Source organism: Curtobacterium sp. YR515 (assembly GCF_900113095.1).
In the GTDB taxonomy this organism is placed as follows: domain Bacteria; phylum Actinomycetota; class Actinomycetes; order Actinomycetales; family Microbacteriaceae; genus Curtobacterium.
Map to the genome: position 1 here is coordinate 269425 of NZ_FOOD01000005.1, position 23445 is coordinate 292869.

The 23445-nt window shown below is 71.4% G+C and carries 21 protein-coding genes; 1 reads left to right on the forward strand and 20 read right to left on the reverse strand.

Annotated elements, in window-relative coordinates; genetic code table 11:
* Positions 1 to 691: 691 nt before the first annotated feature.
* The 20 genes from BM028_RS15465 to BM028_RS15560 form a co-directional block, all read right to left on the reverse strand.
* Entirely contained in the window at positions 692 to 1615 is a 924-nt protein-coding gene (locus BM028_RS15465) for an RluA family pseudouridine synthase (protein ID WP_092387622.1), read from the reverse strand.
* Positions 1612 to 2274, reverse strand: a complete 663-nt coding sequence (gene lspA / locus BM028_RS15470) for a signal peptidase II (protein ID WP_254789629.1) — start codon at positions 2272 to 2274, stop codon at positions 1612 to 1614. The genes BM028_RS15465 and lspA overlap by 4 nt, the downstream gene beginning before the upstream one ends.
* 2 nt (positions 2275 to 2276) lie before the next feature.
* Positions 2277 to 2960 carry a DivIVA domain-containing protein gene (locus tag BM028_RS15475; protein WP_070418658.1) on the reverse strand — a complete coding sequence of 228 codons (684 nt, stop codon included), beginning with the start codon at positions 2958 to 2960 and terminating at the stop codon, positions 2277 to 2279.
* Between the two features lie 178 nt (positions 2961 to 3138).
* Positions 3139 to 3441 carry a YggT family protein gene (locus tag BM028_RS15480; protein ID WP_092387624.1) on the reverse strand — a complete coding sequence of 101 codons (303 nt, stop codon included), beginning with the start codon at positions 3439 to 3441 and terminating at the stop codon, positions 3139 to 3141.
* 71 nt (positions 3442 to 3512) lie between these two features.
* Positions 3513 to 4079, reverse strand: coding sequence for a cell division protein SepF (locus BM028_RS15485; protein ID WP_092387626.1), 567 nt, complete (start codon positions 4077 to 4079; stop codon positions 3513 to 3515).
* Between the two features lie 44 nt (positions 4080 to 4123).
* The gene (locus BM028_RS15490; protein ID WP_092387628.1) at positions 4124 to 4846 is read right to left on the reverse strand and encodes a YggS family pyridoxal phosphate-dependent enzyme; all 723 of its coding nucleotides are present in this window, start codon (positions 4844 to 4846) and stop codon (positions 4124 to 4126) included.
* Between the two features lie 6 nt (positions 4847 to 4852).
* Complete coding sequence (ftsZ, locus tag BM028_RS15495; RefSeq protein WP_070418655.1) at positions 4853 to 6022, reverse strand: cell division protein FtsZ; 1170 nt, start codon at positions 6020 to 6022, stop codon at positions 4853 to 4855.
* 150 nt (positions 6023 to 6172) lie between these two features.
* Complete coding sequence (locus tag BM028_RS15500; RefSeq protein ID WP_139219837.1) at positions 6173 to 7420, reverse strand: cell division protein FtsQ/DivIB; 1248 nt, start codon at positions 7418 to 7420, stop codon at positions 6173 to 6175.
* A complete protein-coding gene (gene murC / locus BM028_RS15505) occupies positions 7417 to 8838 on the reverse strand; it encodes a UDP-N-acetylmuramate--L-alanine ligase (RefSeq protein ID WP_071294943.1) in 1422 nt (473 codons plus the stop codon). The genes BM028_RS15500 and murC overlap by 4 nt, the downstream gene beginning before the upstream one ends.
* On the reverse strand, positions 8835 to 9956 hold the full coding sequence (murG, locus tag BM028_RS15510; protein WP_092387632.1) for an undecaprenyldiphospho-muramoylpentapeptide beta-N-acetylglucosaminyltransferase: 1122 nt from the start codon (positions 9954 to 9956) through the stop codon (positions 8835 to 8837). The genes murC and murG overlap by 4 nt, the downstream gene beginning before the upstream one ends.
* Complete coding sequence (ftsW, locus tag BM028_RS15515) at positions 9953 to 11227, reverse strand: putative lipid II flippase FtsW (RefSeq protein ID WP_092387634.1); 1275 nt, start codon at positions 11225 to 11227, stop codon at positions 9953 to 9955. The genes murG and ftsW overlap by 4 nt, the downstream gene beginning before the upstream one ends.
* Positions 11196 to 12722 (reverse strand): UDP-N-acetylmuramoyl-L-alanine--D-glutamate ligase, encoded by a 1527-nt coding sequence (murD, locus tag BM028_RS15520; protein WP_175496098.1) that lies wholly within the window; start codon positions 12720 to 12722, stop codon positions 11196 to 11198. Before murD ends, ftsW begins: the two co-directional genes overlap by 32 nt.
* A gap of 4 nt (positions 12723 to 12726) precedes the next feature.
* Entirely contained in the window at positions 12727 to 13830 is a 1104-nt protein-coding gene (gene mraY / locus BM028_RS15525) for a phospho-N-acetylmuramoyl-pentapeptide-transferase (RefSeq protein WP_071294947.1), read from the reverse strand.
* On the reverse strand, positions 13827 to 15332 hold the full coding sequence (locus tag BM028_RS15530; protein WP_092387638.1) for a UDP-N-acetylmuramoyl-tripeptide--D-alanyl-D-alanine ligase: 1506 nt from the start codon (positions 15330 to 15332) through the stop codon (positions 13827 to 13829). Before BM028_RS15530 ends, mraY begins: the two co-directional genes overlap by 4 nt.
* The gene (locus BM028_RS15535; protein WP_071301970.1) at positions 15329 to 16966 is read right to left on the reverse strand and encodes a Mur ligase family protein; all 1638 of its coding nucleotides are present in this window, start codon (positions 16964 to 16966) and stop codon (positions 15329 to 15331) included. Before BM028_RS15535 ends, BM028_RS15530 begins: the two co-directional genes overlap by 4 nt.
* Positions 16967 to 16980: 14 nt before the next feature.
* The gene (locus BM028_RS15540) at positions 16981 to 18750 is read right to left on the reverse strand and encodes a peptidoglycan D,D-transpeptidase FtsI family protein (RefSeq protein WP_083295312.1); all 1770 of its coding nucleotides are present in this window, start codon (positions 18748 to 18750) and stop codon (positions 16981 to 16983) included.
* Positions 18751 to 18807: 57 nt separating this feature from the next.
* Positions 18808 to 19461 (reverse strand): cell division protein FtsL, encoded by a 654-nt coding sequence (locus tag BM028_RS15545; protein WP_070418648.1) that lies wholly within the window; start codon positions 19459 to 19461, stop codon positions 18808 to 18810.
* Between the two features lies 1 nt (position 19462).
* A complete protein-coding gene (rsmH, locus tag BM028_RS15550; RefSeq protein ID WP_175473627.1) occupies positions 19463 to 20428 on the reverse strand; it encodes a 16S rRNA (cytosine(1402)-N(4))-methyltransferase RsmH in 966 nt (321 codons plus the stop codon).
* 106 nt (positions 20429 to 20534) lie between these two features.
* Positions 20535 to 20966 carry a division/cell wall cluster transcriptional repressor MraZ gene (gene mraZ, locus BM028_RS15555; protein ID WP_022906684.1) on the reverse strand — a complete coding sequence of 144 codons (432 nt, stop codon included), beginning with the start codon at positions 20964 to 20966 and terminating at the stop codon, positions 20535 to 20537.
* 845 nt (positions 20967 to 21811) lie between these two features.
* Positions 21812 to 22207, reverse strand: a complete 396-nt coding sequence (locus tag BM028_RS15560; protein WP_070418646.1) for a DUF3040 domain-containing protein — start codon at positions 22205 to 22207, stop codon at positions 21812 to 21814.
* A gap of 83 nt (positions 22208 to 22290) precedes the next feature.
* On the opposite strand from BM028_RS15560, the gene BM028_RS15565 reads away from it, so the two are divergent.
* Positions 22291 to 23409, forward strand: a complete 1119-nt coding sequence (locus BM028_RS15565; protein WP_071301864.1) for a polyprenyl synthetase family protein — start codon at positions 22291 to 22293, stop codon at positions 23407 to 23409.
* Positions 23410 to 23445 lie beyond the last annotated feature (36 nt).

Genomic DNA, 23445 nt, shown 5'->3' on the forward strand with positions numbered 1-23445 from the left:
CCCGGGCGCGTCGAGACGGACGGGAGGCGCGGTGCGGGGCCGACCCGCGCCTCCCGTCCGTCAGGGGGTCGCGCCACGCGCGGGGCGCGCCGTCGAGGGCGCGCAACACGCCGCGCGCGTGCCGTCGAGAGCGCACGAAGTGCCGCTCCGCAGCGCCGAGAGTGACCGATTTCGCGATCTCGGCGGGCTTGGCCGGGCGCGGCCTCCGCCGGACGGGAGGCGCGGTGCGGGCCCGACCCGCGCCTCCCGTCCGTCAGGGGGTCGCGCCACGCGCGGGGCGCGCCGTCGAGGGCGCGCAACACGCCGCGCGCGTGCCGTCGAGAGCGCACGAAGTGCCGCTCCGCAGCGCCGAGAGTGACCGATTTCGCGATCTCGGCGGGCTTGGCCGGGCGCGGCCTCCGCCGGACGGGAGGCGCGGTGCGGGCCCGACCCGCGCCTCCCGTCCGTCAGGGCGTCGCGGCGCCGAGGGCGCGCAACACACCGCGCGCGTGCCGCCGGAAGCGCACGAAGTGCCGCTCCGCGGCGCCGAGAGCGACACTTCGTGCGACCTCGGCCGGCCGCGCCCGCCGCCCACGCCGAGCGGGCGGGACACGCCGCACGCGCGGCGCCGAGCGGGCGGGATCGGCCGCCTGGGCGCGCCGAGCGGGACGGAACGTGCCCGCTCGCGCGCCCGGCGCGCGCCCGGCGCGGCCTACGCGGCGCGGATGCGGTCCAGCGCCCGCTGCAGGTCGTCGGGGTACTCCGCCGAGTACGACACCCACGACCCCGTGCGCGGGTGCTCGAACCCGAGCCGGACGGCGTCGAGCCACTGCCGCGTGAGCCCGAGCTCCTCGGCGAGCACCGGGTCGGCCCCGTACATCGTGTCGCCCACGAGCGGGTGCCGGGTCGCCGCCATGTGCACCCGGATCTGGTGCGTCCGACCGGTCTCGAGGTGCACCTCGAGCAGGGTCGCGGAGCGGAACGCCTCGAGGGTCTCGTAGTGCGTCACGCTCGGCTTGCCGTCGGCCGTGACCGCGAACTTCCAGTCGCTCGAGGGGTGTCGGCCGATGGGCGCGTCGATCGTGCCGGAGGTCGGGTCGGGGTGCCCCTGCGCGAGCGCGTGGTAGACCTTCTCGACCGTGCGGTCCTTGAACGCGCGCTTGAGGTGCGTGTACGCAAGCTCGGTCTTCGCCACGACCATCAGCCCCGAGGTGCCGACGTCCAACCGGTGGACGATGCCCGCGCGTTCGGCGGCACCGGAGGTCGCGATCGTGAAGCCGGCGGCGGCGAGGCCACCGGGGACCGTGGGGCCGTCCCAGCCGGGCGAGGGGTGTGCGGCGACGCCGATCGGCTTGTCCACCACGACGATGTCGTCGTCGTCGTGCACGACCGTCATGCCGGGGACCTCGACCGGGATGATCCGGGGGGCTTCCTTCGGCGTCCACTCGACCTGCAGCCAGGAGTCGGCGTGCAACCGGTCGGACTTGTCCACGGTGACCCCGTCGACCGTCACGCCGCCGGCCGAGACGACCTCGGCAGCGAAGGAACGGCTGAACCCGAGGAGCTTCGCGATGGCGGCGTCGACACGCTCACCGGCGAGCCCGTCCGGGACCGGCAGGGAACGGCTCTCGGTCACGTCGCGTCGTGCCCGAGGGTGTCCCGCCCGTCACGCGGCGCGCGCGGGTCCTCGACCAGGGGCCGGGAGGCGCGGTGCTCGTCCGCCTCGGAGGCGTCCGACTGCGCACGCGCCGCGTCCACTGCGCGCTGCTGCTTCGCGGAGAGGGCGCGGGTGCCGTCGAGGTTCACCCCGAGGATCACCAGCAGGACGAAGACCACCATGCTGATGCAGATGAACGAGTCGGCGATGTTGTAGATCGCGGGCATCATCCACGGGGTCGAGATGAAGTCCACCACGTGGCCGCGACCGAAGCCGGGCTCACGGAAGAGCCGGTCGAGCAGGTTGCCGAGCGCCCCGCCGAGGAGCATGCCGAGCACGAGTGCCCACCACATCGAGCGGATCCGCCGAGCGAACACGATGATCGCGACGACCACGGCGGTCGAGACGATCGAGAACACCCACGTCATGTTCACCGCGAACGAGAACGCGGCACCGGGGTTCCGGACGTAGAGCAGCTGCAGGGCGTTCCCGAGGACCGGGACGACGGTGCCGTACGGCAGGTTGGCGACGACGAGCGCCTTCACGCCCTGGTCGAGCGCCACCACGACGACAGCGGCGAAGGCCAGTGCCGCGATCGCGCGGACACTGACCTTCGCTCGTGATGCTGGTCGCGACAACGTCAGTTGCCGAAGCCCTGCGCCGATGCCGGCGCCGGGGTGAGCCCGGACTGCTCGGTGCCCGAGCCGTCCAGCTCGTTGAGCTGACCCTGGATGTAGCTCTTGAGCTGTGCACGGTAGTCGCGCTCGAACGTGCGGAGCTCGTCGATCTTGCCCTCGAGCTGGCGCTGCTCCTGCTCGAGCACCGCGACACGCTGACGGTTCGTGTTCTCGGTGTCGGCGATGATCTGGCGCTGCTTGGCCTCGGCCTCGGAGACGAGACGGGCGGCCTGCGCGGTGCCCTCGGCGATGAGCGCGTCGCGCTTCTCGACGCCTTCGCGGACGTGCTCCTCGTGGAGACGACGGGCGAGCGTCAGGAGGTTCGTGGTGCCCTCGGTGTCCTCGTCGGCCGGGACCGTGGTGGCCGGCGCGGCGGCGGCGACCGGAGCGGGCTCCGGCGCGGCTGCCACGGGGGCGGGCTCCGGCTCGGGCTCGGGGGTCGGAGCGGACTGCTCGGCCTCGGCCGGCTTCGGCGCGGACTCGGCCGTCTGCAGGCGCTGGCGGAGCTCGTCGTTCTCGGCCGTCAGGCGACGGAGCTCGACGACGACCTCGTCGAGGAAGTCGTCGACCTCGTCCTGGTCGTAGCCCTCGCGGAACTTCGTCGGCTGGAACCGCTTGTTGACTACGTCTTCCGGCGTCAAAGCCATTGCCGTCACCTCAATAGAACTGCTGAACGTGTGGAACCGTCTCGGTGCGACCGAATCTACCAGTCGCGCCGAACGGTGCGGATGCCACGCCGGGGCGAGCATCGGATCCCGACCACCGTACACCGATGGTGGCCGTGAACCGTGACCACGCACTGGGCGTGGCGCGTGTCGTGTCCTCTTAGTTGGCGAACACGGGGATGAGCAGGGCGATCACGAACCGGATGATGATCGCCAGGAGGAGCACGATCGTCCAGCCGAAGTCGAGCGCCACGGGGCCCATGCGCATCGGCGGGAGGACCCGGCGGACCGCCCGGATCGGCGGGTCCGTCACGGTGTAGACCACGTCGGCGACGACGAGGAGTGCTCCACGCGGCCGCCAGGACCGGTTGAACTGCTGGACGATGTCGAGGACGAACCGCCCCCACAGCACGAGGATGTACAGCAGGAGGAGGTAGGACAGGATCGTGAGGATCGCGGTCACGATGGGGCTCGCTCAGCTCGGGTGCGGACCGTCTTGCGACGAGCCGCACGGGGCGGGTGGGCCTGAGGGACTCAGGACTGGGCGAAGAAGGACGCCTCGATGTCGGACTCTACCTCAGGCGCCTCACCGCTCACCGCGACGTGCGCCGGCGACAGCAGGAACACCTTGTTGGTGACGCGCTCGATCTTGCCGTAGAGGCCGAGCGACAGCCCGGAGGCGAAGTCGATCATGCGGCGGGCGTCGGCCTCGGTCATCTGCGAGAGGTTGATGATGACGGGGATGCCGTCGCGGAAGCTCTCGGCGATGGACTGGGCGTCCTTGTACTCGCGGGGGTGGACGGTGAGGATCTCGTTCATTTCCTGGACCGGTGCTGCCTTCTGTGCGGACGTGTGCGAGCGGCGGAGCGGGGTGACCTGGGCGCCGCGCTGGTGGGTGTGCGCCTTGGGCTCGGCGGCGACGGGCGCCACCGGTGCCGCGGCAGGCGCGGGGGTCTCGTCGGCGACCGGAGCGGGCGCGGGGGCAGGGGCCGGAGCGGACTGCTGCCGCGCGGTCTGCTGCTGCGGCTGCTCGTCCTCGTACTCGAGTTCCTCGTCGGCGAGGCCCAGGTAGACCATCGTCTTCTTCAGCGGGTTGGCCATGGTTCCTCCGGAGGTCGGTGCTCGTGGATGCCCTTGCAACGAGGCTAGGGCGCGACCGGCCGATTTCCCGTGATTGCGGTCCCGATCCGCAGGTGTGTCGCGCCCTCGAGCACGGCGTCGGCGTAGTCACCGCTCATCCCGGCCGAGATGTCCGTCGCGGCGGGGGCGAGGGACACCACGCGCTCGGAGACCCCACGGAGCCGGGCGAAGGCCGCGCGCGGCTCCTCGTCGAGCGGTGCGACGGCCATCACCCCACGGAGCCGGATCGTGCCGGTCGCGAGCACCCGCGACACCATGGCCTCGACGGCGTCGGGTCGGACGCCACCGCGGTCCGGGTCGTCGGTCAGGTTGACCTGCACGAAGCCGTCGATCACCGTCGGCTCGGGTTCGGCCTCGGTCGGCGCGAACGCGTCCACCACGGACTCGCGGTCGAGCGACTGCACGACGTGCGCGTACCGCCGGACCTGCCGGGCCTTCTTCGACTGCAGCTGTCCGACGAAGTGCCAGGTCAGCGGGAGGTCGGCGAGCTCGGCAGCCTTCGCCTGCGCCTCCTGGTGCCGGTTCTCCCCCACGTCGGTGACGCCGAGCGCGGCGAGGTCGCGGACGAGCGACGCCGGGTGGAACTTCGTGACGACGACGAGCGTGAGCTCGTCGGCCGAGCGCCCTGCGGCGCGCGCCGCGTCGGAGATGCCGCTCCTGACGGACGCGAGACGCGCCTCCAGTCCGTCGTCTGCTGACGGGGACGGGAGGCGCGGGTCGTCGGACAACGCTCGTTACTTCAGGAAGTCGGGGACGTCGAGCTCGTCGTCATCGTCGTCGAACGCCGGGTCGGCGGCACGCTGCGCGGGCGCCTCGTGCTCCTGCGACGCCCATGACGGGGCGGACGAGGACGAGTCCTCGATCGCGCCGGTCGCACCGGCGGACGCCACGGGGACGGTCGCGCCGGCCTCGGGGTCGACCCAGCTGGAGCGGCGCTCCTTCTGCTGCGAGGTGGGCTCGCCGCCGTCGAAGCCCGCGGCGATGACGGTCACGCGGACCTCGTCGCCGAGCGTGTCGTCGATGACGGCACCGAAGATGATGTTCGCCTCGGGGTGCACGGCCTCCTGCACGAGACGGGCCGCGTCGTTGATCTCGAAGATGCCGAGGTTCGAGCCACCCTGGATCGAGAGCAGCACGCCGTGCGCACCGTCGATCGAGGCCTCGAGCAGCGGGCTCGCGACGGCCAGTTCGGCCGCCTTGATCGCCCGGTCGGCACCGCGCGAGGAACCGATGCCCATGAGCGCCGAACCGGCACCCTGCATGACGGACTTCACGTCGGCGAAGTCGAGGTTGATCAGGCCGGGGGTGGTGATCAGGTCGGTGATGCCCTGGACGCCGGCGAGGAGCACCTGGTCGGCCGTGGCGAACGCCTCGACCATCGAGATGCCGCGGTCGCTGATCTCGAGCAGGCGGTCGTTCGGCACGACGATGAGCGTGTCGACCTCGTCCTTGAGGCCGGCGACACCGTTCTCGGCCTGCGACTGACGACGCTTGCCCTCGAAGCTGAACGGCTTCGTGACGACACCGATGGTGAGCGCGCCGATCGACTTCGCGATGCGGGCGACCACGGGCGCACCACCCGTGCCGGTCCCACCACCCTCACCGGCGGTGACGAAGACCATGTCGGCACCGGCGAGGGCCTCTTCGATCTCCTCGGCGTGGTCCTCGGCGGCACGACGGCCGACCTCGGGGTCCGCTCCGGCGCCGAGGCCGCGGGTGATCTCGCGGCCCACGTCGAGCTTGACGTCGGCGTCGCTCAGGAGCAGCGCCTGCGCGTCGGTGTTGATCGCGATGAACTCCACCCCGCGGAGGCCGAGCTCGATCATCCGGTTGACGGCGTTCACGCCGCCGCCGCCGACGCCGACGACCTTGATGACGGCGAGGTAGTTGTGGTTCGTGGTCACGTCAGTCAGGCCTCCGGTCGAACCCTCAACCTCTACTTGAAGTTCAGGGGCATTGCTGGTAGATGTGGTGCTGGCTTCGACGCTACGGGTGCGCTCCGGGCACTGTCGCCCCGCCACGCCGCGTGTCGCGCGATTCCGCGACGACTTCCGCTACTTCTTCGCGCGGATGATGCCGTTGTCCGGAGCGCTGACGTCGTACTCGACGACGACGCCGGGGTTCCGCGCCGCGTGGTCCTTCACGAGGGCCGCGAGCAGGGCCGCCTTCGCGTCCGACTGCTCCGGGTTCCCCCAGACGACGCTCGAGCCGTCCTTGAGGGTGAGCGTGACGTCGTCGGCGGTCGAGCCCTTCACGCTCGTCACCTGCTGACGCACGGTCGACGGGAGCGCGAGCACCACCTCGGTCATCGTGCGGAACTCCGACGAGCCGAGCTTCGCGTTGCCGATGTCGGCGACGGGCATGTTCGCGGGCTGCTTCGGCGACGACTGTACGACGATGCCGGCCGGGTCGACCAGGTCGAAGGACTTCCCCGACCGCACCGCGACGACCGGGGTGCGCTCGGTCACGGTGACCACGAGGGTGTGCGGCGGGGCTTCCTCCGTCACGTAGCTCTCGATGAGCGGGAAGCCGGCGATGTCCTTCTTGATGGCGTCGAAGTCGAGCCGGGCGAGCGGGGTGCCGATCTGGTCGGAGAGCGCCTGGCGGAGCTGGGTCTCGTCGACGCGGTTCGTCCCCTTGACCTCGATGGTCTGGAGCGCCATCAACGGCGAGAACACCGCGACGAGGATCGAGATCCCGAACACGAGGACGATGCTCGCGGCGGTGATCCAGGCGGCGCGGCGGTGCCGGCTGCGTCGGGTGAAGCGGCGGACCTCGGCGCGCTCGAGGAGGCGACGACGGCGCTTGGCCACCCGGGCCTCCCGCGCGGTCTCGGCAGCGCGGACGCCGGCGCCGATCGGGCGCTCGTGGCCGTCCTCGCCCGGGCCGTGCAGGTCGGTGAGGTGGGCGAGCCGCTCGGCGTCGCGGCGCTCGGTCTCCTGCCGCTCCCGGGCGAGGCGCTCGGCCTCGGGGTCGTGGTGGTCCTCGTCGGGCGTGTACTCGCGCAGCCGGTCGGCGACGGACGACAGTCCGGCGCCGAGGCGACGGCCGGCGGCGCCGGCGAGGGCACCGGCGCGGTCGCGAGCCGACCCGTTCGACGGGTCGGCGGCGGTGGGGTCGGCCGTCTCGACGACCGGTTCCTCGGTGGCGGGCGCGAGCCGCGCCTCCTGGACCACCGGCTCGGGCGCGCGGGACGGACGCCGCGGGATCAGCGGGGCATGACGCTGCCGGGGCGCGCCCGCGCCGTCGGCAGGTGCGTCCGGACGGGCCGGCCGCTCGTCGAACCCCTCTGGACGCTTCACCGGGACAGCGCCCCGTCGTCGTGGAGGGCGCTGAGCACCTGCGGGATGATGCGGTACACATCGCCGCAGCTCAGGGTCATGATGATGTCGCCGTCGCGCGCGACCGCGGCCGCACGCGCCGAGGCCTCGTCCCAGTCGGGCAGGAACTCGACGCGGGACTGGTCGGCGAAGCGCTCCTGCACGAGGGCGCCGGTGACGCCGGGCTCCGGGTCCTCGCGGGCGCCGTAGACATCGAGGACGACGGTGTGGTCGGCGAGCTCCTCGTAGACCTTGGCGAAGTCACCGGCCATCAGGCGCGTCCGCGAGTACAGGTGCGGCTGGTGGATCGCGATGATCCGGCCGTCGCCCACGACGTTCCGTGCGGCCTTGAGCGCCGCCGCCACCTCGGTCGGGTGGTGCGCGTAGTCGTCGTAGACCGAGACGCCGCGCTCGACGCCGTGCAGCTCGAAGCGCCGCTGGGTCCCGCCGAAGGCCTCGATGCCACGGATCGCGTCCTCGGCGGCGACGCCGAGTCCGGTCAGGACGGCGAAGGCGCCGACGGCGTTGATCGCGTTGTGGCGGCCGGGGACCCGGAGCGTCAGGTGGTGTGCCTCGCCCGCGGCGCGGAAGTCGACCTCGACCCCGGCGGACTCGGTGATCCCCTCGATCCGGACGTCGGCGTCGACGGCCTCGCCGAAGGTGACGATCTCGGGGGCGTCCTCGCGGGCACGGATCCCGGCCGTGACCGCCTTCGCGCCGGCGTCGTCGCTCGAGATCACGACGCGCTCGCTCGCCTTCGCGGCGAACTCGACGAAGGCCTCGGTGAAGGCCTCCTCGCTGCCGTAGTGGTCGAGGTGGTCGGCGTCGACGTTCGTGATGAGGGCGACCGCGACGTCGTAGAGCAGGAACGAGCCGTCGGACTCGTCGGCCTCGACGACGAACAGGTCGCTCGAGCCGGGGGCCGAGCTCGTGCCGAGGGACTGGATGACCCCACCGTTCACGAAGCTCGGGTCCAGGCCGAGCTCGACGAGCGCGGTGACGATCATGCCGGTGGAGGTGGTCTTGCCGTGCGCGCCGGCGACCGCGACGAGGCGGTGCTCGGCGATCAGGGCGGCGAGGGCCTGGGACCGGTGCAGGACCGGCAGGCCGCGGCGCTGGGCCTCGAGGAGTTCCGGGTTGTCCGGCCAGAGCGCGCTCGTGACGACGATGGTGTCCGCGTCGCCGACGTTCGCGGCGTCGTGGCCGATGTGCACCTCGGCGCCGAGGTCGCGCATGGTGCCCGTGGTGGCGGTCTCGCGCGAGTCGCTGCCGGTCACGCGGTGGCCGGCGGCGAGGAAGAGCCGGGCGATGCCGCTCATGCCGGAGCCGCCGATGCCGACGAAGTGGACCGTGCCGAGGTCGTCGGGGATCGGCTGTGTCAGGTCCGGCTTGATGGTCATCGTTCCTCCGTGGTGCTGTCGTGCGCGTCGCGCGGCGCATCGGTCGCGCGCTTCGCGGCGTCGAGGACGAGGTCCGTCATGCGGTCGGCGCCGTCGCGGTGTCCGACGCTGCCGGCACGGACGGTCATGTCGGCGATGCGGGCCCGGTCCTGCAGGGTGTTCAGCAGCTGGAACGTCACCCAGTCCTCGTCGAATTCCGCGTCGGCCACGAGGACCGCTCCCCCGGCGTCGACGACGTCCTTCGCGTTGTGCCGCTGCTCGCCGTTGCCGACAGGGTACGGCACGAGGACGCTCGGCAGCCCGACGGCGGTCAGCTCGCAGACCATGCCGGCGCCGGCGCGCGAGACCACGAAGTCGCTCGCGGCGTACGCCAGGTCCATCCGGTCGCAGTAGGGCAGCACGTGGTAGCCGTCGAGGTCGCTCGGGCCGATGTCGGACTTCCCGCCGACGACGTGCAGGACCTGCCAGCCGGCACCGACGATCGTCGCGGCGCTCCGGTTCACGGTGCGGTTGATGCTCCGCGCGCCGGAGGACCCGCCCGTGACGAGCAGGACCGGTCGCGCGGGGTCGAGCCCGAACTCGGCGAGGCCCTCTGCGCGGCTCGCACGACGGTCGAGCGACTCGATCTCGCGCCGGAGCGGCATGCCGACGACCCGGCCGTGGCGGAGCCGCGTGTTCGAGAAGGTCACGCCCACGTGGTCGGTGAGGAACGCTGCCAGGCGGTTCGCCAGGCCGGGCTTGGCGTTCTGCTCGTGCACGACGATCGGGGTGCCGGTACGGCGTGCGGCGATGTACGCCGGTGCGGCCGCGTAGCCCCCGACACCGAGGACGACGTCGACCTCGCGCTCGCGGATGATCTGCTCGACCCGACGGACGGCGCCGAGGAACCCGCCGGGGAAGCGGAGGGCGGCGGCGTTCGGCTTGCGCGGGAACGGCAGGCGCGGGATCGTCAGCAGCTCGTAGCCGCGCATCGGGACGAGCCGGGACTCGAGGCCCTCTGCGGTGCCGAGGACGAGGACCTCGGCGTCGAGCTCGCGCTCGGTCAGCCGGTCGGCGACCGCGAGCAGCGGGTTCACGTGGCCGGCGGTGCCGCCGCCCGCGAAGAGGTACGTGTTCACCGGAGGGTTCCGTTCGTGGTGGTGCGGCCGACGCTGTTCCTGCCCGGGAGGTCGCTCTTGCCCGGGAGGTCGCGCGCGAAGGACAGGACGACGCCGATGGCGACGAGGGTCATGATCAGCGCGGAGCCACCGGCCGAGATGAGTGGGAGGGGGACGCCGAGGACCGGCAGGAGGCCGAGGACCACGGCGATGTTGACGAGCGCCTGGCCGATGATCCACGCGAGCACTCCACCGGTGACGGTCTTCACGAAGGGGTCGTTCGACTGGCGGATGATCTTGATCATGCCGACCGCGAGGACCACGAACAGGGCGAGCACGACGACGGCGCCGACGAGCCCGAGCTCCTCGCCGATGATCGCGAAGATGTAGTCGTTGTCGGCCTCGGGGAGCCACGACCACTTCGCCTTGGAGTTGCCGAGACCCACCCCGAAGACGCCGCCGGAGGCCAGCGCCCACATGCCGTGGGTCGGCTGCCAGCAGAGGTCCTGGTACTGGCTCGTGTCGGTGCAGCCGGAGAGCCAGGCGCTGATGCGGTGCGACCGGGAACTCGACGCCATCGTGACGAACGGCAGCAGCACGGCCAGGCCGAGCACCCCGACGAGCAGGTGCTTCGCCCGGGCGCCGCCGACGTAGAGCGCGCCGAACACCAGGATGAGCATGATCATCGCGGTGCCCTGGTCGCCGCCGACGAGGACGAGGCCGATCGAGCCGAGCGACGCGATGCCGATCGGGATGAAGACCTCTTTCCAGTCGTCGAGCTTCTCCCGCTTGACGTACATGATCGCGCCGATGCCCAGCACGAGCGCGAGCTTGAGGATCTCGGACGGCTGCGCGGTGAACGACCCGAGGCGGATCCAGTTCCGGTTGCCCTGGATCGAGTAGCCGAGCGGGGTCAGGACGACGAGCGCCTGCACGACGAGGCCGACCCCGACGATCCACATCGCCCACTTCCGCCAGAACCGTGCGGGCAGGCGGGAGGCGATGAGCATGAGCGGGACGCCGAGCACGGCGTAGAGGCCCTGACGGGAGGCCGCGCCGAAGAAGTCGTGCGTCGCGGCGTACTGCTCCACACTCGACGAGGACAGCACCATGACCACGCCGAAGACGACGAGGAAGAGTGTGACGCCCAGGATCGTGTAGAAGGTGCTCGACTCGGCGACGAAGACGTTCTTGACGGCGACGACCGCCCCGTTGTGGCGGCGTGCGGGTGCGTGCGGTCGGCCGGGGGCCGATCCGCCGCTACGGCCGCTCGGGAGATCCGTCGTCGCCATCGGCGTTTCCTCCCAGGTGCTCGTGGACCGCCGCCGCGAATCGACGCCCCCGGTCCGCGTAGGAGCCGAACTGGTCGAACGACGCCGCAGCCGGGGCGAGGAGGACCGTGTCGCCCGGCCTCGCGACCGATGCGGCATGCCGGACCGCCTCGGGCATGACCTGATCAGTGTCCGCTGCCTCGACCTGCAGCACCGGCACCCCGGGCGCGTGTCGCGCGAATGCCTCGAGCACGGGACCGCGATCGGTCCCGATCACGACGACGCCGCGGACGTCCGGCCCGAAGCGCTCGACCAGTCCGTCGATGTCGACGCCCTTGAACAGGCCACCGACGATCCACACCACCTTGTCGAACGCCGCGAGCGACGCCGTGGCCGCGTGCGGGTTCGTCGCCTTCGAGTCGTCCACCCAGGTGACGCCCTCGGCGGAGGCCACCAGCTCGGTGCGGTGGTGGTCGGCGCGGAAGCCCTGCACGGCGGTGCGGATCGCGCTCGGCTGCACGGAGGCCGCACGGGCGAGTGCGGCCGCGGCGAGGACGTTCATCGTCATGTGCGGGCTGGCGAGCCCGGCGGCCTCGAGGTCGGCGACGGTGGCGAGCTCGAGCGCGCTGTTCCGTCGGTCGTCGGTGAAGGCCCGGTCGCAGAGGACGTCCTCGACCACCCCGACGTCGCCGGGCGCGGGGATTCCCGGGCCGAAGCCCACGGCACGGCACCCCTCGACGACGTCGGCGTCCTCGACCATGTGCCGGGTGACGTCGTCCGTGGTGTTGTACACGCAGGCGAGGACCGTGCGCTCGTAGACCTTGGCCTTCGCGGCCCGGTAGGCCTCGGCGGAGCCGTGCCACTCGAGGTGGTCGTCCGCGATGTTCAGGCAGGCGCTGGCGAGGGGCACCACGGCACCGTCGCCGGTCGTCGGCATGTAGTGCAGCTGGTGGCTGGAGAGTTCGACGACGAGGACGTCGTAGCCGTCAGGATCGCGCACGACGTCGAGGACGGGCACGCCGATGTTGCCGCACGCCACCGCGCGGAGCCCGCCGGCCTCGAACATCGCGGTCGCGAGCTGCGTCGTGGTGGTCTTGCCGTTCGTGCCCGTGATGGTCACCCAGGGCGCAGCGATGGGGCCGCGCACGACCTTGTCACGGACACGCCAGGCGAGCTCGATGTCACCCCACACGACGCTGTTCGCCACGGCCCACTGCACGGTCGCGTTGTGCGGCGGCAGGCCCGGCGACACGATCACGACGTCCGGCGCCTGGGCCTCGAGGGCGGCGGGGACCGAGTCGAGGGGCACCTGCACGAACTGCGCACCGATCACGTCGAGCAGCTCCACACTGTCCGACGGGGCGTCGGTCGAGTAGACCGTCACCGCGCTGCCGAGCTCGACGAGGGTGTCGGCGACCGAGAACCCGGTGGCGCCGAGGCCGAGCACGGCGACGTTCAGCCCCGTCCAGCCCTCGGCGTACCAGCTGTCCAGGGACTCCAGGCGGGACGAGGACACCGCGTCAACCAACTCGTGCGATCCATTCGAGGTAGAAGAGTCCGACACCGGCGGCGACGCAGAGTCCCGCGATGATCCAGAACCGGACGACGACGGTCACCTCGGCCCACCCCTTCAACTCGAAGTGGTGGTGCAGCGGACTCATCCGGAAGATGCGCTTGCCGTGGGTGATCTTGAAGTACGCCCGCTGCAGGATGACCGAACCGGTGACGATGAAGAACAGGCCACCGATGAGGATGAGCAGGAGCTCCGTGCGGCTGAGGATCGCGAGGCCGGCCAGCGCGCCGCCGAGCCCGAGCGAACCGGTGTCGCCGAGGAAGATCTGCGCCGGCGACGTGTTGTACCAGAGGAAGCCGATCAGGCCACCGCAGACCGCCGCCGCCACCACCGCGAGGTCCAGCGGGTTGGTCACGGTGTAGCAGGCGTGCTCGGTGCTCGCGTCGAGCCGGGCACCGCCGCAGATCTGGTTCGACTGCCAGAAGCCGATGATCACGTACGAGCCGATGGCCAGGATGCTCGAGCCGGTCGCGAGACCGTCGAGCCCGTCCGCCACGTTCACGCCGTTCGACGTCGAGACCGTCAGCAGGACGATCCACGCCAGGAACAGCACGGTGCCGATCACGGTGCCGAGCGCCATGAAGTCGAGCCACGGGATGTCCCGGATGGCCGACACCATCGTCGACGCCGGCGGCTTGCCGTTGCCGGACGGGACGACGAGCGCCACGGTCGCGAAGATGACGCCGACGATGACCTGCCCGAGGACCTTCGCCCAGCCGCCGAGCCCGAGACTGCGCTGACGACGGACCTTGAGGAAGTCGTCGATGAACCCGACGAACCCGAGGCCGACCATGAGGAACAGGACGAGCAGGCCGGACAGCGTGACCGAGTCACGGCCGACCAGGTGTCCGACGAAGTAGCCGAGCACCGCGCCGATGATGAGGACGATGCCGCCCATCGTCGCCGTGCCGCGCTTGGTGTGGTGCGACTGCGGGCCGTCGTCGCGGATGAACTGTCCCCAGCCGAGGCGGTGGAACAGCTTGATGAACAGCGGCGTGAGCAGCAGTGTGAACACCAGCGACACGGCGCCGGCGATCAGGAGGGCGATCATTCGGTGACACCTCCGAGGCGGTCGCCGAGGAATCGCAGTTCGGCGGACTTCGAGGACTTGACGAGGACGACGTCGCCGGGGCGGAGCATGTCCTGCAGTGAGTGGACGGCGTCGTCGACGTCCTCGATGAACACGGACTCGCCGTCCCACGATCCCTCGAGGGTGGCGGCCTGGTGGATGGGCATCGCGCCGCGGCCGACGACCACGAGCTGTCCGATGCCGAGACGGACGACGAGCCGACCGATGCGGTCGTGCTCCTCCGTCGAGAACTCGCCGAGCTCGGCCATCTCGCCGAGCACGGCGACGGTCCGCTCCCCCGGGCGCACGATCTGCGCCAGGGTCCGCAGCGCCGCTGCGGTCGAGTCGGGCGACGCGTTGTAGGCGTCGTTGATCACGGTGACGCCGTCGGGGCCGCCGGGGAGGAGCTCCATGCGCCAGCGCTCGGCGCGCGTCATCGACGCGAGCGCGGCTGCGCCGGCGGCGAGCGGGACGCCCCACAGGTGGGCGACCGTGAGCGCGGCGGACGCGTTCATGGCGTGGTGCTCACCCAGGATCGCGAGCTGCACGTCGACGTGATCCGTGCCTCCTGGCCGTCCGTCCGCAGACGGGTCGCCTTCCTGGCGGACGGGAGGCGCGGTGAGCGTGAAACGGGTGCCGTTGCGGTCCGTCTCGATGCCGGTGATGCGGTAGTCGGCGTCGTCGGACGTGCCGAAGCCGACGACGTGGGCGGCCGTCAGGTCGCGCATCGACGCGACACGGTCGTCGTCGACGTTGAGGAGCGCGGTCGCGCTCCCGGGCAGGTCGGTGACCATCTCGGACTTGGCGCGCTGGGTCGCCTCGATCCCGCCGAACTCGCCGGCGTGCGCGAGGCCGACCTTGAGGACGACGCCGACGTCCGGCTCGGCGATCGCGACGAGCTTGGCGATGTGGCCGATGCCGCTCGCGCCCATCTCGACGACCAGGTACCGGGTGTCCTCGGTGATGCGGAGCATCGAGATCGGCGCACCGACGTGGTTGTTGAACGACCCCTGGGGCGCGACGGTCTCGCCGTGCTGCTCGAGGATCGTGCGGAGCATGTTCTTCGTGCTCGTCTTGCCGTTCGAGCCGGTGATCCCGACGACCTTGAGCGGCGCCGGGCGTCCGTCGGCGTCGACGCGGTCGGCGGTCGCCATCCGGACGCGCGTGACGACCTCGTGCGCGAGCGCGGCGAGGGCGTCGTAGCCGTCCGCCACGACGATCTGCGGTGCCGTGGTCTCGACGCGCTCGGGCGTGATGACGAGCGCGGCGCCGGCCTCGGTCGCCGCGGGGACGAAGCGTCGCCCGTCGGTGACCTCGCCCGGGAGCGCGAAGAACACGCTGCCCGGCGTCACGAGGCGGGAGTCGGTCTCGACCGTGCCGTCGACGACCAGGTCGCCCTGGTCGGCGACGTCGGTCGCCTGGGCACCCGGGATCAGCTCGCCGTCGACCGCTGTCGCGATCTCGGCGAGGGTCATGGCGATCATCGGAGTTCCTCGGTGGGGCCGGAGTTCGGTTCCCAACCGGCCTCGCGGAGGGCCTGGCGGGCTTCGTCGCGTGCCGAGTACGGCGTGCGGACGCCCTGGATGTCGCGGTAGTCCTGGTGGCCGGGGCCGGCCCAGAGGATCGAGTCCCCCTCGCCGACGAGGCCCACCGCGGTGCGGATCGCGGCCTCGGGCGGGCTGACCTCGTGGAGCTCGTGCTCCGGGAACGCCTCGCGCGCGGCGTCGACGAGGGTCTTCCGGATCGATGCGGCGTCCTCGAAGCGCGGGTGGTGGTCGGTGACGACGAGGATGTCGCTCCCCGCAGCCGCCACGCGGGCCATGTCGCCGCGCTTGGTCTTGTCGCGGTCGCCGTCGGCGCCGAAGAGCATGAGGACCTTGCCGGGGGTGAACTGCCGGACGGCCGCGAGGGTGTTCTCGAAGGCGTCGGCGCTGTGGCCGAAGTCGACGTAGACGCTCGGGCCGCGGTCGCCCGAGACGCGCTCGGTCCGGCCGGGCAGGTAGCACTCGATGGCGCTCGTCCGCTCGCCGCGCTGCTCGCGCTCGTCCTCGTCCGGGTAACGGCGGTGGTTCGTCTCGAGCGCGTGCGCGATGGCACCGAGCTCGAACCCGCCCTCGACCAGCATCACGATCGCCAGCGCGGCGTTCGCGGCCATGTGCCAGCCGATCAGGGGCACACGGGTGGTGAGCGCACGGCCCTCGGGACCGGTCAGGCGGAACTCGGTGTAGGCGGCGTGCGCCTCGACGATGTCGACGTGCCACTCGGCCTCGACGTCGGGGTGGACCGTGATGGTCGTGACCGGGATCCGGGAGTCCTGCACCACGCGGTGGCCCCAGTCCGTGTCCAGCGAGACGACACCGCGACGGGCGTGTTCAGGCTGGAACAGCGGGAGCTTCGCCTGGTAGTACTCCTCCATGTCGGCGTAGTCGTCGAGGTGGTCGTGCGACAGGTTCGTGAACGCCGCGACGTCGAAGACGATGCCGTCGACGCGGTGGCGGCTGAGGGCCTGGGCGCTCACCTCGACGGCGACCGCGCGGACCTCGCTCTCGCGCATCCGGGCGAGCAGGGCGTGCATCTCGCTCGCCTCGGGCGTGGTGAGGCGGCTCGTGACGCTGAGCGTGCCGATGTGCCGCTCGGCGGTGGAGCTGAGGCCCGTGACGAGGCCGAGCTGCTTGAGGATCCCCTCGAGGATGTAGGACGTGCTCGTCTTGCCGTTCGTACCGGTGACGGCGAACAGCTGCGGCAGGTCGGTGGCCTCGTCCGGGTGGGTGCGGTACACCCACGCCGACACGTCGCCGAGGGCCGCACGGGGGTCGTCGACGACGAGCACCGGCAGACCGGCCGCCTGGGCGTGCTCCACGCCGGCGTCGTCGGTCAGCACCGCGACCGCGCCGCGCTCGGCGGCCTCGGCGGAGAACTCCGCGCCGTGCCGGTTCGCACCGTGCACGCCGACGAAGAGGTCACCCGGCTGCACCTCGGCGGCGCTCAGGGTGACGCCGGTCGTCTCGACGGCGTCGACCGAGCCGACGACTCGCAGACCGAACGCATTCGCGAGTTCGGCCACGGCCCTCGGGGTCGGGTGTTCGGGTCGGAGGACCGGGGGGATCCGTGCGGACAAGTGCTCCTTCTTCCTCACCACGTGGTCGGGTAGGTCTTCGCCGGCGTCGTGGAGGGGGCTACTCGGTACTTCTCGAGCACCTGGGACATGAGAGTTCGGAACGCCGGAGCCGCTCCGCTGGACCACTTGTTGGCCTGCGGCTTCGTGAACGTCACCGTGACAACATACTGGGGGTCCTCGGCGGGTGCCATTCCGGCCACCGAGGTGATGCGCTGGCCGCCGTAGCCCTTCGACCCCTCGGCGACCTCGGCGGTACCGGTCTTCGCGGCGATGTTGTAGCCGGAGATCGGCTTCATCCCGACGAGGGTGCCGCCGGTGACCACGCTCTGCAGCATGTCCGTGACCTGCGTCGCGGCGTTCGCGGACACGACGCGCGTCGGCTGCACGTCGGGCGCGTCGATCGTCTTGCCGTCGGCGGTCTCGCAGCCCTTGACGAGGTGCAGCGGGATCCGGACGCCGTCGTTCGCCAGGGTCTGGAAGATGCTCGCGACCTGGATCGCGGTCGTCGAGATGCCCTGGCCGAACATCGAGTTGATGTTCGTCTGCTGGTCCCAGTTCGGGCTCGTGCCGTAGTCCATCGACGGTTGGCCCGGGTAGTCGATCGCCGACTCGGGCTCGAACAGGCCGAACTTCTGCATGTAGTCGTACCGCTGCTGGGCGGTCAGGCGTTCCCCGAGCTCGGTGATCCCGACGTTCGAGGAGTTCTGCAGGATGCCCGTGAGCGTGAGGTTCTCGGTGTCGTGGAACTCGGAGTCGTGGATCGACCCGCCCCACGGGAACGAGCGCGTGTACGGCACGACGGCCTGGTCGGTCGGACTCGACTTGCCCTGGTCGATGAGGGCGGCGGCGATGGCGGCCTTGATCGTTGACCCGGGCTCGTACGTGGCCGTGAGGGCCCGGGAGCCGAACGCGCCCTTGTCGGTCGTGCCGTCGACGTTGTTCGGGTCGACCGTCGGGTAGTCCGCGACGGCCAGGAGTTCGCCGGTCTTCACGCTCGTGACGGTCGCCGTCGCCGACTCGGCCTGCAGGGACTTCGCGGCGGACGCGATCGTCTGCTCGGCCATGTACTGCAGGTCGCTGTCGATCGTGGTCTCGACGGTCCCGCCGTCCTTGGCTTCCTTCGTGGTCACGGTGCTGCCCGGGAGCTGGACACCGTCGGACCCGCGCTCGTACGTCTCGGAGCCGTTCGACCCGGCCAGGCACTTGTCGTAGGCGTACTCGAGGCCGGCCTGGGCGCCGTCGGTGCCCATGAAGCCGGTGATGTTGCCGGCCGTCGCACCCGTCGGGTACACCCGTGACGCCTGCTGCTCCTTGTAGATCCAGGGGATGTCGAGCGCGGTCACCGCCTCGTAGTGCTTCACGTCGAGGCCCTTGACGAGGTAGGCGAAGTCGGACCGCGGGTTGGCCGCGATGTTCTTCTGCATGGTGGCGACGTCACCGCCGGACGCCTTCGCCAGTGCCGTCAGTGCCTGATCGACCGAGACGTCCTTCACCCGGGTGCCGCCGAGCTTGCCCTCGAACTTCTTGACCAGCCGTGGCGCGGTCGTGATGTTGTACCGGGTGACGCTGTCGGCGAGCTCGGTCCCGTTGCGGTCCACGATCGACCCGCGGGTGCCGTAGATCGTGACGGGGATGCTCCGCTTCTCCTTCGACAGCTCGTTGAGCGCGGCGGCCTGGACCACCTGGATGTCGACGAGGCGGATCACGAAGACCGCCACGAGGGCGATCACGGCGATCATCACGACGCTGTAGCGGAGTCGTCGGCTGCGGATCGTCTTCGTCACGCGGTGCGGTCCTTCCCGGGGTGGAGCGGTCGTGCGGCAGGGCCCCCGGCCCGCAGGTCACCGGGTGGACGGGGCCTGGAGCTGGTTCGGGTCGGACTCTACGTCGGCCGTCGAGGAAGCCCCGGCCGACGCGCTGGCGCCTGCGGTCTTCCCAGCGTCCGCCGCGGCGGCGTCGCTGCCCGCCGTGGGCCCGCTCTCCTTGCTGGTGGAGGTGTCGCCCTGCTTCGCGGCGAGCGGCACCTCGTCCAGCAGCGAGTTCGGGACCTGGTTCGAGGTCGCCGCCGTGGCCTGGTCCGCGACCGCCGGGGTCGGCGTGCCGTACACCCGGCCGGTCTTCGGGTCGAGGTACACCGGCGTCGAGTTCGCGATCATGCCGAGTGCCTGCGCGTTGCGGGCCAGGTTCTGCGGCGAGTCGAGGACCCGCAGCTCCTCGGACAGCGACTGCTGCGTGCGGGAGAGGTTCGTCTGCTCCGCGCTCAGGGAGTTCAGCGTGTACGCGCCCTGGCTGAGGACCATGCTGATGCCGAGCTGCGCGAGGAGCAAGATGCCGAGGGCGGCCACCGCCACCACGGCGTACGCGATGCGCGGGCGGGCACGGCGCTGGGCCTTCGTCGGGGTGACCTCGACGAGCTCCGGCCGGTTCTGCCGCGTCGGACGCGGGGCGCGGGACGGGACGACGGCGGGGTCGACGAGTGCGAGGTTCGTGCTCATGTCACTTCCGGATCCGCTCGGCCGCGCGCAGGCGCACGGGGGTTGCTCGTGGGTTGGCGGCGCGTTCGGCCTCGTCGGCCAGCTCGGCGCCCTTGACGACCAGTTCGTACGTCGGCCGGTGCTCGGGCAGTTCGACCGGCAGGCCAGCGGGTGCGCTCGACTTCGTCCGTGCGGTCAGCGCCCGCTTGACGATGCGGTCCTCGAGCGACTGGTACGACTCGACGACGATGCGGCCACCGACCGCGATGGCGTCGAGCGCCGCCGGGATCGCCCGTTCGAGGACGCTCAGTTCGGCGTTCACCTCGATGCGCAGCGCCTGGAACACGCGCTTCGCGGGGTGGCCCTGGCGCTGGATGGCCACCGGGGTCGCGTCGTGCAGGACCTGGACGAGGTCGCCGGACATCTCGAACGGGGCGGTCGCCCGTCGCTCGACGATCGCCCGGGCGTAGCGACCGGCGAGCTTCTCCTCGCCGTAGCGCTGGAAGATCCGGCGCAGCTCGCCCTCGTCGTAGGTGGCGAGGACGTCGGCGGCGGTCTGCCCCTCGGTCCGGTCCATCCGCATGTCGAGCGGCGCGTCCTGGCTGTACGCGAAGCCGCGTTCGGCCCGGTCGAGCTGCAGGGAGCTGACGCCGAGGTCGAACAGGACGCCGTCGACCTCGTCGAACCCCTCGCCCTCGATCGCGTCGACGATGCCGTCGTAGACCGTGTGCACCAGGCGGACGCGGTCACCGAAACGGGCGAGCCGCTCCCCCGCGATGCCGAGCGCGTCGGTGTCGCGGTCGAGGCCGATGAGCGTCAGCTCCGGGAAGCGCTCGAGCAGCCCCTCGGAGTGGCCGCCCATGCCGAGCGTCGCGTCGACCACGACCTTGCCCGGCCCCTCGAGGGTGGGCGTGAAGAGGTCGACGATGCGTTCGAGCATCACCGGGGTGTGGGGGAAGCGCTGTGCGCCCGTCTCGTTCTCGGCCATGTGCAGCCCCTCGTCCTCCGGGCCGCGGGTCCGGATCCCCATCCATGCGACCTGACACCGGGGAAGGGGTGTCAGGGATGCACGGCTGGGAGTCCCGATCCACGGATCAGAAGATCCCCGGGATCACCTCCTCGTCGTTGTCGGCGAAGCCCTCTTCGACTTCTGCGTAGTAGGCCTCCCACGCGGGGGTCGACCAGATCTCGGCACGGTCACCGGAGCCGATGACCGTCAGGTCCCGCTCGAGCCCCGCGTACTCGCGGAGGTTCTGCGGGATGGTGACGCGGTTCTGCTTGTCGGGCTGTTCCGCGCTCGCTCCGGAGAGGAACAGGCGCATGTAGTCCCGGGTGCGCTTCGAGGTCATCGGTGCGGTGCGGATGCGCTCGTGCAGTTGCTCGAACGTGTCCGCGCTGAAGACGACGACGCAGCGCTCCTGCCCGCGGGTCATCACGAGGCCCCCGGACAGTTCGTCCCGGAACTTGGCGGGGAGGATCACGCGACCCTTCTCGTCGAGCTTCGGGGCATGGGTACCGAGCAGCACGTCGGGCCTCCCCTCCGCTCCACCGGACCGTTGTATCCCCCACTTTACTCCACTCCCCTCCCGATGGCGCGGAAATCATTCCCGAAATCGCCGTCGTGCCCTGTTTTGGGGTCGATGGAGGCTCAGTTCTGGCGTCCCTGGGCGCGGAGAGGCCCGGTTCTACGGGGATCGAGGACCCGGTGGAGGGATGTGGAGCACGTGGAGGGAAGTGGAGGACTTCCACAGCTCCGGGGCGCGCTCCCGCGGCGCGGCGGCGGCTCGCACCGCTCGTGCCGCCCGTGCCGCTCGTCGAGCGGGCGGAATCGGTCGCTCGGCGGCGCCGAGCGGGCCGTTTCGCGCCCGCTCGGCGACGGACCGGCGGCGTGTTGCGCCCGTTCAGCAGGCACCTACGGGACGGGAGGCGCGGTGCGGCGCCGACCCGTGCCTCCCGTCCGATGGCGCGCACCGCCTCGCCCCAGCGGTCACGACCCGCCGCGCGCGGACCTCCGAGCGGGCGCGATCGGCCGCCGCGCGGGCTCGAGTGGGACCCATTTCGCCCGGCCGCCGAGCGGTCACGACCCGCCGCGCGCGGACCCCCGAGCGGGCACGATCGGCCGCGGGCGGACCACCGAGCGGGCACGATCGGCCGCCGCGCAGCCTCGAGCGGGACCCATTTCGCCCACTCGCCGAGCGGGCACGATCGGCCGCCGCGCCGGCTCGAGCGGGACCGATTTCGCCCGGTCGCCGAACGGGTCGCGGCGTGTTCCGCACAGTCGGCGCGGCGCCCGCTCACCCCCGCCCACCCCGAACGCACGAAACGGGGCCGGCCCCGAAGGACCGACCCCGTGGAGGAGTGTGGAGGGCCGCTAGCCCTGGTTGTCGTTCCGCTTGTCCCAGCGGTCGTTCATCCGGTCCATGAAGGACCCGCCGCCGCCCTGACTCGGCCGCGAGGCTCCGCCCGTCGACGGCTTGCCGGCCCGAGGCGCCTTCGCCTTGGGGGCTCGCATACCTGGACGCAGCGCGAAGAGGACTCCGGCCAGCATCACGACGAAGCCGAGGATCCCGATGAGCGGCTGGCGCATGACCAATCCGACGATGACGATGGCGACGCCTGCGAGTGCTCCGAGCACCCCGAGCGTGATCGACGTGTACGTCGGACGACCCTGGCGACGCGTGACACGCGCGACGAAGTCGGAGTCATTCTGGTAGAGGCTGCGCTCCATCTCTTCGAGGAGGCGCTGCTCTTGCTCCGAGAGTGGCATCTTTGTTCCCTCTGTTCCTGGGATCGACGCGTGGTTGAGGTGGACCGAGTCTACGACTCGACCGCTCCACTAGGGTAGGGAGTGTGGCTGAGAGTACGCGATTAGTGGACCTCGTGTCGGCGCGGATCGATCGAGCGCTGGACGACCAACGGGAACGGCTCGCAGCGATCAGTCCGGACCTGGCTCCGTTCGACCAGTACGCGCGGGATCTGCTCTCCGGGGGCAAGCGGTTCCGGGCCCTGTTCTGCTACTGGGGCTGGCAGTCCGTCGCGGGGCGGTCGGGCTCGTTCGACCCGCTCGGCGAGGGGTCCCGGCAGACCACGGCCGAGGCGATCGTCACGGTCGCGGCCGCGCTCGAGATCTTCCACGCCGCGGCGCTCGTCCACGACGACATCATGGACCGCTCGGACACCCGTCGCGGGCGTCCTGCAGCGCACCGCCGGTTCGAGTCCCTGCACGAGGAGTCGGGCTGGGTCGGCGACCGGGCGCTCTACGGCACGAACTCGGCGCTGCTGCTCGGCGACCTCCTGCTCTCCCTGAGCGACTCGGTCTTCGACGAGGGGCTCGCCCTGCTCGACCCCGCGCGGGGCCGCATCGTCCGCCAGGAGTTCCACACCATGCGCCTCGACGTCACGGCGGGGCAGTACCTCGACGTGCACGAGGAGACCGCCTGGCCGACCATCGACGAGGACGAGCACCTCGTCCGGGCCCAGCGCGTCATCGTCTTCAAGTCCGCGAAGTACTCGATCGAGGCCCCGCTCGTGATCGGTGCCCTCGTGGCCGGGGCATCGGACGCGCAGCTCGAGGGGCTCCGGGCGTTCGGCCTCCCCCTCGGCGTCGCCTACCAGCTCCGCGACGACATGCTCGGCGTCTTCGGCGACCCCGAGGTCACCGGCAAGCCCGCCGGCGACGACCTGCGCGAGGGCAAGCGCACCGTCCTCATCGCCTCGGCCCGCAAGGCGTTGCCGACTGGCCCCCGGCAGTTGCTCGACGAGCTCCTGGGCGACCCGGACCTCGACGAGGCCCAGGTGCAGATGCTCCGCGCGACGCTCACCGAGTCCGGTGCGGTCGCCGCCGTCGAGCGGTCGATCGAGCGGCACGTGCAGCGCGCGAAGGCCGCGATCGAGGCGGCACCGCTGACGCCGTCGGCGCGCGAGCAGCTCGTCGCGCTGGCCGACACGGTCAGCCGCCGCTCCGCGTAGACGCCCCACCTGCATGCCAGGAGGTGGGCCCCACCC